Source organism: Saccharothrix australiensis (assembly GCF_003634935.1).
Taxonomy (GTDB): domain Bacteria; phylum Actinomycetota; class Actinomycetes; order Mycobacteriales; family Pseudonocardiaceae; genus Actinosynnema; species Actinosynnema australiense.
The window spans coordinates 3,392,032-3,401,370 of the sequence record NZ_RBXO01000001.1; the positions used below are offsets into that span (position 1 = coordinate 3,392,032).

Genomic DNA, 9,339 nt, shown 5'->3' on the forward strand with positions numbered 1-9,339 from the left:
GGAGTCGGGCCATCAGACACAGTCGGGCCGAATACTAGGGGCCCGGTAGGGGTTGTCCGCCGGATTCGGGCGTTCATAGCGTGCGAACGCGCAAGCCGCAGCGGGTTTCGTGCGCCCCGGGGCTTGTCGCGGTGGTCGTCCGGGACACCGGTGCCCGCGTGTCCGTCGGTTCATCCGCGCGAAGAGGTGGCCTGGAATGTCGAACGAGGAAAAGCTCCGCGACTACCTCCGGCGGGTCACCGCCGATCTCGCGCAGACCAGGAAACGGTTGCAGGAGGCCGAATCCGGGCTGCACGAGCCGGTGGCGATCATCGGGATGGCGTGCCGCTACCCCGGCGGGGTCGGCTCGCCCGACGACCTGTGGCGGCTGGTCGAGGCGGGCGGTGACGCCATCTCGGAGTTCCCGACCAACCGGGGCTGGCACGTGCGGTACGACGCCGACCCCGAGCAGGCCGGGACCACCTACACGCGGCACGGCGGGTTCCTGCACGACGCGGACCTGTTCGACGCCGAGTTCTTCGGGCTGAGCCCCCGCGAGGCGCTGACCGTGGACCCGCAGCAGCGGCTGCTGCTGGAGACGTCCTGGGAGGCGATCGAGCGCGCGGGCATCGACCCGTCTTCCGTGCGGGGCAGCCGGACCGGTGTGTTCGCCGGTGTCATGTACAACGACTACGGCGCGCGGCTGATGAACGCCGACCTGCCGGAGTTCGAGGGCTACCTGGGCAACGGCAGCGCGGGCAGCATCGCGTCCGGCCGGGTCGCCTACACGCTCGGCCTGGAGGGGCCGGCGGTGACGGTGGACACGGCGTGCTCGTCGTCGCTGGTCGCGTTGCACCTGGCCGCGCACGCGCTGCGCCAGGGCGAGTGCGGGCTGGCGCTGGCGGGCGGCGTGACCGTGATGTCCACCCCGGACACCTTCGTGGAGTTCAGCCGGCAGCGCGGGCTGTCGCCGGACGGTCGGTGCAAGGCGTTCGGCGCGGGCGCGGACGGCACCGGGTGGGCCGAGGGCGCCGGGATGCTGCTGCTGGCCCGGTTGTCCGAGGCGCAGCGCCTGGGTTACCCGGTGCTGGCGGTGCTGCGCGGTTCGGCGGTCAACCAGGACGGCGCGAGCAGCGGCTTGACCGCGCCCAACGGGCCGTCGCAGCAGCGGGTGATCCAGCAGGCGCTGTCCCGCGCCGGCCTGTCCACCTCGGACGTCGACGCGGTCGAGGCGCACGGCACCGGCACGACCCTGGGCGACCCGATCGAGGCGCAGGCGCTGCTGGCGACCTACGGGCGCGACCGGCCCGCCGACCGGCCGCTGTGGCTGGGCTCGTTCAAGTCCAACGTCGGGCACACGCAGGCGGCGGCGGGTGTCGGCGGCGTGATCAAGATGGTCATGGCGATGCGGCACGGCGTGCTGCCGAAGACCCTGCACGCCGACGAGCCGACGCCGGCGGTGGACTGGTCGGCGGGCGCGGTGGAGCTGCTGCGGGAGGCGCGGCGGTGGCCCGAGTCCGACCGGCCGCGCCGGGCCGCCGTGTCGTCGTTCGGGGTCAGCGGGACGAACGCGCACGTGGTGCTGGAGCAGCCGCCGTCGACGGAGCCGAAGCTCGCGGCCGTCCACAACGGACCCGTGCCGGTGGTGGTGTGCGGGCGGACGGAGGAGGCGCTGCGCGCCCAGGCGGCCCGGCTGCGTGACTTCGTGGAGGGCGACCGCGGCGTGACGCCCGCGGACCTGGCGTGGTCGCTCGCGGTGTCGCGGTCGCGGTTCGCGCGGCGGGCCGCGGTGGTCGCGGAGAGCCGGGGCGAGCTGGTGCGCGGCCTGGACGAGCTGGCGCGGGGCGTGCCCGCGTCGCCGGGCGTCGCGAGCGGGCGGGCGACGGCGTCGGGGAAGGTCGCGTTCGTGTTCCCCGGCCAGGGCTCCCAGTGGCCGGGTATGGGCGTCGAGCTGCTGGAGTCGTCGCCGGTGTTCGCCGCGCGGATGGCCGAGTGCGCCGAGGCGCTGCGCCCGCACACCGGGTGGGACGCCGTGTCGGTGCTGCGCGAGGCGCGCGAGGACCACGACGTCGACGTCATCCAGCCGCTGCTGTTCGCGGTGCTGGTGTCGCTGGCCGAGGTGTGGCGGGCGCACGGGGTCCGGCCGGCGGCGGTGGTCGGGCACTCGCAGGGCGAGATCGCCGCCGCCTGCGTGGCGGGCGCGCTGTCGCTGGCGGACGCGGCGAAGGTCGTGGCGCTGCGGTCGCGTGCGCTGCGGGCCGTCGTGGGCGACGGCGGCATGGCGTCGGTCGCGGTGTCCGCCGAGGACGCGGCGGAGCTGATCGCGCCGTGGGCGGGCCGCCTGTCGGTCGCGGCGGAGAACGGGCCGGCGTCCGTCGTGGTGTCCGGTGACCGGGATGCGCTGGACGAGTGGCTCGCGCACTGCGCCGAGCACGACGTGCGCGCCCGCCGCGTCGCCGTGGACTACGCCTCGCACAGCGCGCACGTCGAGCGGGTGCGGGACGAGGTGCTGTCCGGCCTCGCGGGCATTACGCCCGTCGAAGGCGCGATCCCGCTGTACTCCACGGTCACCGGCACCGCGCTGACGGGTGCCGAGCTGACGCCCGACTACTGGTTCCGCAACCTGCGGCAGACCGTGCTGCTGCGCACGGCCGTCGAGCGCCTGGCGGCCGACGGGTTCGGGTTCTTCGTCGAGTCCAGCCCGCACCCGGTGCTCACGCCGGGCCTGCGCGAGACGGTCGAGGACCTCGACAGCGGCGCGGCGGTGCTGGGCACCCTGCGCCGCGACGACGGCGGCCTGCCCCGGTTCCTGACGTCGCTGGCGGAGGCGCACCTGGCGGGGCTGGACCTGGACTGGACGGCCGTGCTCGGCGGCGAGCGCCGCCGGCTGGACCTGCCGACCTACGCCTTCCAGCGCGACCGCTACTGGCTCGACGCGCCCGCGACCACCGCCGCGGACCCGGAGGACGCGGCGTTCTGGGCCGCCGTCGAGCGGGAGGACCTGCCCGCGCTGGCGGACGCCGTGCTCGCCGGCTCCGACGACGACCGGGAACGGCTCGGCGGCGCGCTGCCCGTGCTGTCGGCGTGGCGCAGGCAGCGGCACGCCTCGTCCACCGTCGACGACTGGCGGTACCGGGTGGAGTGGCCGCGGCTCGCCGGGCTGCGCCCGACCACGCCGTCCGGGAGGTGGCTGGCCGTCGTGCCCGCCGGGGTCGAGCACCCCTGGGTCGACGGCGTGCTGGGCGTGTTCGGCGACGTCGTGCGGGTGGACGTCGGCACCGACGGCGACCGGGACGCGGTGGCCGCCGCGATCCGCGCTGCCGTGGCCGACGGTGCCGTGGCGGACGGTGCCGCGGTCGACAGTGGTGCGGCGGACGGTGCCGTGGTCGAGGGTGGCGCGGTCGGCGGTGGTGCGGTCGAGGGTGTCGTGTCCCTGCTCGCCCTCGCCGAGGGCGTCCACGCGACCGGGATCACCGACGGCCTGGCGGCGACGGTCGTCCTCGTGCAGGCGTTGGGCGACGCGGGCGTCGACGCGCCGCTGTGGGTGCTGACCCGCGGCGCGGTGGCGGTCGGCGGCGAACGGCTCGACCGGCCCGCCCAGGCCCAGTCGTGGGGCGTCGGCCTGGTCGCCGCGCTGGAGCACGCCCGCCGCTGGGGCGGCCTGGTCGACCTGCCCGAGGCCGTGGACGCCGCCGCCCTGGCCGCGCTGTCCGCCGTGCTCGGCGGCGGGACGGACGAGGACCAGGTCGCGCTCCGGGCGACCGGCGCGCACGCCCGCCGCCTGGTCCGCGACCCGCGCGCCCGCCGCGCGGGCACGCCGTGGCAGCCGACCGGCACCGTGCTGATCACCGGTGCGACCGGGGCCATCGGCCCGACCATCGCCCGCTGGTTCGCCGACCAGGGCGCGCGCCGCCTGGTGCTGACCAGCCGGAGCGGGCGCGGTGTCGACGGACTGGCGGCCGAGTTGGCCGAGCGGGGCGTGGACGTCGCGGTCGAGGCGTGCGACGTCGCCGACCGGGACGCCGTCGCCGCCCTGCTGCGCCGGCTCGCCGACGCGGGCCACGAGATCGGGACCGCCGTGCACGCCGCGGCCTTCATCGAACTGGTGCCGCTGGCGGAGACGACGGTCGAGCAGTTCGCCGACACCGTGCGCGCGAAGGTCGCGGGCGCGGTACACCTCGGCGACCTGCTCGACCACACCCACCTGCGCGACCTGGTCCTCTTCTCGTCCATCGCGGGCGTGTGGGGCAGCGGCGAGCACGCCGCCTACGCCGCCGCCAACGCGTTCCTGGACGCCTACGCACAGCAGCGGCACGCCGACGGCCTGCCCGCCACCTCCGTGGCGTGGGGCATCTGGGACGAGCACGAGACGGCGTCGCGCATCGACGCCGCCCAGATGGTCAAGCGCGGCCTGGCGTTCATCGACCCGGACATCGCGCTGAGCGGCCTGCGGCAGGTGCTGGAGGACGGCGAGCCGTTCCGCGCGGTCGCCGACGTCGACTGGGACAGCTTCGTCCCCGTGTTCACCTCGGCGCGGCCCAGCCGGTTCATCGCCGACGTCCCCGAGGCCCGGCGCGCCCTGGCGGGACCGGAGCGGGTGACCTCCGGCGGGCCGGCCACCCTGCCGCCGGCGCAGCGCAAGCGCGCCCTGCTGGACCTGGTGCGCGCGCACGCCGCGGCCGTCCTCGGCCACGACTCGGCCGCCAACCTCGACACCGCGCGGGCGTTCCGCGAGTTCGGCTTCGACTCGCTGACCGCCGTCGAGCTGCGCAACCGGCTCGTCGCCGCCACCGGCCTGCGACTGCCCGCCACGCTGGTGTTCGACCACCCCACGCCCAACGCGCTGGTCGCGTACCTCGACGGCGAACTCGCGGGCCACGCGCGGGAGCAGGCCGACGTGCCCGCCGCGACCCCGAGCGCCGAGCCCATCGCGATCGTCGGCATGGCCTGCCGCTTCCCCGGCGGCGCGGCGTCGCCCGAGGAGCTGTGGCGGCTGGTCGCCGAGGGCGGCGACGCCATCACCCCGTTCCCGCCGGGGCGCGGCTGGGACGTCGACGCGCTGTTCCACCCCGACCCCGACCACCCCGGCACCACCTACGTCCGCGAGGGCGGCTTCCTGCGCGACGCGGGCGAGTTCGACGCCGCGTTCTTCGGCATCTCGCCGCGCGAGGCGGTGGCGATGGACCCGCAGCAGCGGCTGCTGCTGGAGACCACGTGGGAGGTGTTCGAGCGGGCGGGCATCGACCCGACGTCGCTGGCCGGCGCGCCGGTGGGCGCGTTCATCGGGTCCGGGTTCATGGACTACGGCGCGACCGCGCAGGACGCGACCGAGAGCTTCCTGCTGACCGGCAACGCGACCAGCGTGCTGTCCGGGCGGCTGTCGTACTTCCTCGGCCTGGAGGGCCCGGCGGTCACCGTCGACACGGCGTGCTCGTCGGCGCTGGTCGCCCTGCACCTGGCGGCGCAGGCGGTCCGGTCGGGCGAGTGCGCGATGGCCGTGGCAGGCGGCGCGACCGTGATGGGCGGTCCGATGCCGTTCATCGGGTTCAGCAGGCAGCGCGGCCTGGCGGCCGACGCGCGGTGCAAGGCGTTCGCGGCCGGCGCGGACGGCATGATCCTGGCCGAGGGCGTCGGCGTGCTGCTGGTGGAGAAGCTGTCGGACGCCCGGCGGCTGGGGCACCCCGTGCTGGCGGTGGTCCGCGGCTCGGCGGTGAACCAGGACGGCGCGTCGAACGGCCTGACCGCGCCGAACGGACCCGCCCAGCAGAAGGTCATCCGGCAGGCGCTGGCGAGTGGCGGCCTGCGACCGTCCGATGTGGACGTCGTGGAGGCGCACGGCACCGGCACGGCCCTCGGTGACCCGATCGAGGCGCAGGCGTTGCTGGCGACCTACGGGCAGGACCGCGACGAGCCGCTGTGGTTGGGTTCGGTGAAGTCGAACATCGGTCACACGCAGGCTGCGGCGGGTGTCGCCGGGATCATCAAGATGGTCATGGCGCTGCGGGAAGGCGTGCTGCCCAGGACGCTGCACGCCGACGAGCCCTCGCCGCACGTGGACTGGTCGGCGGGTGCGGTGCGGCTGCTGGTGGAGAACCGGCCGTGGCCCGAGGCGGGTCGTCCGCGCCGGGCGGGCGTGTCGTCGTTCGGCATCAGCGGCACCAACGCCCACCTGGTGCTGGAGGAAGCGCCCGCCGTCGAGGCGGAGCAGCCGGAGACCACCGTGCGCACGCCCGTCGTGCCCGTGGTGGTGTCGGGTCGCGGCGCGGAGGCGCTGCGGGCGCAGGCGGCCCGGCTGCTGACCACCGACCCGGACGTGCCCGCCGCCGACCTCGCCTGGTCGTTGGCCACCGGCCGGGCCGCGCTGGACCACCGCGCCGTCGTGGTCGCCGCGAGCACCGAGGAGGTGCGCGACGGGCTGGACGCGGTCGCGCGGGACCGGCAGGCCGGGCACGTGGTGCGCGGCGTGGCCACCGACGGCGGCCTCGCGTTCCTGTTCACCGGCCAGGGCGCGCAGCGGCTGGGCATGGGTCGCGAGCTGTACGAGGCGTTCCCCGCCTACGCCGAGGCGTTCGACGCGGTGTGCGCGGAACTGGACCGGCACCTCGCGACACCGCTGCGCGAGGTGGTCTTCGAGCGCGCCGACCTGCTGGACCGCACGGCGTGGACGCAGCCCGCGCTGTTCGCGGTGGAGGTGGCGCTGTTCCGGCTGGTCGAGTCGTGGGGGATCAGGCCGGACTTCGTCGCGGGCCACTCGATCGGCGAGCTGGCCGCCGCGCACGTGGCGGGTGTGCTCTCCTTGCCGGACGCGGCCCGCCTGGTCGCCGCGCGCGGCCGGGTGATGCAGGAGCTGCCGCCCGGCGGGGCGATGTTCGCCGTGCAGGCCACCGAGCAGGAGGTGCTGCCGCTGCTGGCGGGCCACGAGTCGCGCGCGTCGCTGGCGGCGGTCAACGGGCCGGGTTCCGCGGTGGTGTCCGGCGCGGAGGAGGTGGTGGCCGGTATCGCGGAGCAGTTGGCTGCGCGGGGCCGCAAGACGCGGCGGCTGGTCGTCAGCCACGCCTTCCACTCGCCGCTGATGGAGCCGGTGCTGGACGAGTTCCGCCGCGTCGCCGAGACCCTGGCCTACGCGGAGCCGACCGTGCCGGTGGTGTCGACCGTGACCGGCAAGCCGGTGGCGGGCGAGTGGCGGTCGCCGGACTACTGGGTCGAGCAGGTGCGGCGGCCGGTCCGGTTCGCCGACGCCGTCGCCGCGCTGCACGCCGAGGGCGCCACGTCGTTCCTGGAGCTGGGCCCGGACGGCGTGCTGTCCGCGATGGCGCGGGAGAGCCTGCACGGCGACGTCGTCCTCGCGCCCGCGCTGCGCGCCAAGCGCGGCGAGGTGCAGGCGCTGACGACGGCGGTGGCGCAGGTGTGGGCGCGCGGCGCGGCGGTGGACTGGTCCGCGGTGACGGCCGGGCGCGGCGCGCGGCGGGTCGACCTGCCGACCTACGCGTTCCAGCGCCAGTGGTACTGGCTGGCCGAACCGGCGGCGACCGATGCCGCCGACCCGCTCCGGCACCGCGCCGCGTGGCGGCCGGTGCGTGCGGGCGACGCGCCGCCCGGCGTGTGGCTCGCGGTCGCGCCCGCCGGCGTCGACCACGGTGTCCGGCACGACGGGCCGGTGCTGACCGTCGACGGCCCCGCCGACCGGGCGGTGCTCGCCGACCGGCTGCGGGACGTGCTGCTGGACCTCGTGGAGCCGCTGGCCGGTGTCGTGTCGCTGCTGGCGCTGGCCGAGGACCGCGGCGTGGCCGACACGGTCGCGCTGGTCCAGGCGCTCGGCGACGTCGGCGTGCCCGCCCGGCTGTGGGCGGTGACCCGCGGCGCGGTCGCGGCCGACCCGGCGGACCGGGAGGTGCGCCCGGCGCAGGCCGCCGTGTGGGGCCTGGGCCGCACCGTCGCGCGGGAGCACCCGGACCGCTGGGGCGGCCTGGTGGACCTGCCCGCGGGCGCGGACGCCGTGCCCGCCGGCGCGCTGGGCTCGGGCGAGCCGGAGGTGGCCGTGCGCGGCGCGGGCCTGCTGGCCCGCCGCCTCACCCGGTCCCGGCTCGCGCCCGCGACCTGGACCGCCCGCGGCCTGGTCCTGGTCACCGGCGGCACGGGCGCGCTGGGCCGCGCCACCGCGCGGTGGCTCGCCGACCGCGGCGCGGAGCACCTGGTGCTGGTGTCGCGCGGCGCGTCCGCCGGGAGCGCCGCGGACCTGGTCGCCGAGCTGTCCGCGCGCGGCGTCGAGGTGACGCTCGCGGCGTGCGACGTGGCCGACCGGGACGCCGTCGCCGCCCTCCTGGCCGGTCTGCCGCAGCCGCCGACCGCGGTGTTCCACGCCGCGGGCGTCCTCGCGGACGGCGTGCTCGACGGCCTCACCCCCGACCGGGTCCGCGAGGTGCTGCGGGCCAAGGCCGACGGCGCGCGGCACCTGCACGAGCTGACCGGCGACCTGGACGCGTTCGTCCTGTTCTCCTCGATGTCGGCGACGCTGGGCAACCCCGGCCAGGCCAACTACGCCGCCGCCAACGCCTACCTCGACGGCCTCGCCGAGCACCGCGCCCTGACCGGGCTGCCCGCCACGTCGGTGGCGTGGGGCCCCTGGGCGGGCGGCGGCATGGCGGCCGACCTGGCCGAGCGGACGGCCCGCGACGGCGTCGCCGCGCTGGACCCGGACCGGGCGCTGGCCGCCCTCGACCGGGCCCTCACGGCGGGCGACCCGGCGGTCACCGTCGCCGACGTGGACTGGGCGCGGTTCCGCGCGCCCGGCCCGGTGCTGGCCGAGCTGGTGCCCGACGAGCCGGCGGCGCGGGCGGAGCAGGCCGCACCGGCGGACCGGCTGACCGGCCTCGCGGGCGCGGAGCTGGACCAGGCGGTGCTGCGCCTGGTGCGGGAGCAGGTGGCGCTGGTCCTCGGCTACCCCGGACCCGACCACGTCGAGCCGCACCGCTCGTTCCAGGAGCTGGGCGTGGACTCGCTGACGGCCGTCGAGCTGCGCAACGCCCTGGCGGGCGCGACCGGCGCGGCGCTGCCGCCGACGCTGGTGTTCGACCACCCGACCCCGGCCCGCCTGGCGGAGCACCTGCGCGGCGAAGTCGGCGGCGCGCCCGCCGACCCGGTCGCCGCCGCGCTGGCCGACCTGGACCGCCTGGAGGGCGCGGTGGCGCGGCTGCCCGAGGGCGACCACGCCGCGCTCGCCGCCCGCCTGCGGGCGCTCGCGTCGCGCCTGCACGGCGGCGCGGACCGCGGCGAGCTGGCCACCGCCAGCGCCGACGACCTGTTCGAGCTGATCCAGACGGAGTTCGGCAAGTCCTGACGACCCGCCGACCCCGTGACGAG

At 77.0% G+C, this 9,339-nt stretch carries 1 protein-coding gene; it reads left to right on the forward strand.

The window, feature by feature from the left end; genetic code table 11:
* Window positions 1–172: 172 nt before the first annotated feature.
* Window positions 173–9,316, forward strand: coding sequence for a type I polyketide synthase (locus C8E97_RS15365; protein ID WP_425470669.1), 9,144 nt, complete (start codon window positions 173–175; stop codon window positions 9,314–9,316).
* The last annotated feature ends 23 nt before the right edge of the window (window positions 9,317–9,339 follow it).